This is a genomic window from Microvirga sp. HBU67558 (assembly GCF_018069605.1).
Taxonomy (GTDB): Bacteria; Pseudomonadota; Alphaproteobacteria; order Rhizobiales; family Beijerinckiaceae; genus Microvirga; species Microvirga terrae.
Map to the genome: position 1 here is coordinate 1 of NZ_JAGPUP010000340.1, position 1,794 is coordinate 1,794.

A 1,794-nucleotide genomic window follows, 5' to 3' on the forward strand; every position below is an offset into this window, starting at 1 on the left:
GGATACTGCTGGCGAATTCGTTATTCGGTGGAGCGGTTAAGGTGGGCTCAGCGTTCAAGCTGTGGGGGCTTGGGTCCAGACCTGGAGGGTTCCATGTCGCTCCGCCCGACCGTGAGTGCTGACGTTCCGACTTCGACCGCAATCGTTGCCCGTGCAGCCTTTCCCCAGGGCAATGCCTATCTGCGCTTGCGCGACCGCCTCGGGACGATCTTCACCGATGCCCAGTTCGCACCGCTCTTCGCCCATCGCGGTCAGCCGGCGGAATGTCCCTGGCGGCTGGCGCTGGTAACCCTGCTCCAATTCGCCGAGAACCTGTCCGACCGGAGGGCGGCCGAGGCCGTCCGAGGGCGCATCGACTGGAAGTACCTGCTGGGGTTGGAACTCACCGACTCTGGCTTCGATGCTTCGGTTCTCAGCGAGTTCCGCGGCCGTCTCATGGCAGGAGGCGCAGAAGAGCAACTGCTCGATACCCTTCTGGCACTCTGCCGTGAGCACAAGCTGCTGAGCGCCCGGGGCCGGCAGCGCACCGACTCGACCCATGTACTCGGAGCCGTCCGTTCCCTGAACCGTCTCGGCCTGCGTGACCGAGACCCTGCGCGCTGCCCTGAATGCCTTGGCATCCGCAGCGCCCGAGTGGCTGCGTGCTGAGGCGGATCCTGCCTGGCTGGAGCGATATGACCGGCGGGCGGGCGATCACGAGGTGCCGCAAGGCGAGGCGAAGCGGCGCGCCCACGCCGAGCAGATTGGTCGCGATGGCCATCAGTTGCTTGCGGCCATCCTGGCTCCTGGTGCGCCAATATGGCTGCGGCAAATCCCGGCTGTTGAGTTGTTGCGGCAGGTCTGGGTCCAGAACTTCTGCCTGATCGACGATGCTCCGACCACAGGGACGGAAGCGCCCCTTCGGCTGCGGTGGCGGGCCAACCAGGAGGGGTTTCCCCCCTCCTTACTGATGGTTGCCTCGCCCTACGATCCAGAGGTGCGCTACGCTAGGAAGCAATCAGCGATCTGGATCGGCTACAAGGTGCATCTGACCGAGACGTGCGACGAGGGCGGCCCACACTTGATCACGCATGTGGAGACCACGCCGGCACCCGTCGTTGATCGCGATGCGCTCGAAGACATCCATACGGCGCTCGAAGCCAAGGGCATGCTGCCCGGTACTCATCTGGCCGATGCCGGTTATGTTGCGGCCGACCAGCTTGTCGCCAGCCGGAAGAAAGGCGTCACGCTTTTAGGGCCGGCTCCCAAGGATTATCAGTGGCAAGCCCGCTCAGGAGAAGGCTTCACGGTGCAGGACTTCCTCCTCGATTGGGATAGGGAAGTAGCGACCTGCCCGGCAGGGCATCAGAGCAAAAGCTGGAGCCCCGACTACCATCAGGGGCGAACCGCGTTCAAAGTTCGCTTCTCGACAACAGATTGTCGACCGTGTCCCTTGAAGATACAGTGTACCCGAAGCGGACGGCGCCTGCTCACGCTACGACCACGCGAGGAACACGAGACGCTGGAGGCGGCTCGCCAGCGTGAGGAGCAGCTTGCCTTCTCAAAAGAGTATCGACAGCGCGCCGGCATCGAGGGAACGATTTCGGCAGGTGTCCGGGTCCTGCATCTGCGGCGCTCGCGCTATATCGGTCTCGCCAAAACGCACCTGCAACACGTGCTGACGGCGGCCGCCATGAACCTCATCCGACTCGGGGCTTGGTTTGCTGGCAAGCCGTTCGCACGAACCCGGCAATCCGCCTTCACCAAGCTCATGATGGTTCCCGTCCCAGCATGATGAATTCGCCAGCAGTATCG

General features: G+C 63.5%; 1 pseudogene. It reads left to right on the top strand.

Annotated features, from left to right (window positions below):
* The first annotated feature begins 93 nt into the window (after window positions 1–93).
* Window positions 94–1,774: pseudogene (locus tag KBI52_RS01665) on the top strand (IS1182 family transposase).
* The last annotated feature ends 20 nt before the right edge of the window (window positions 1,775–1,794 follow it).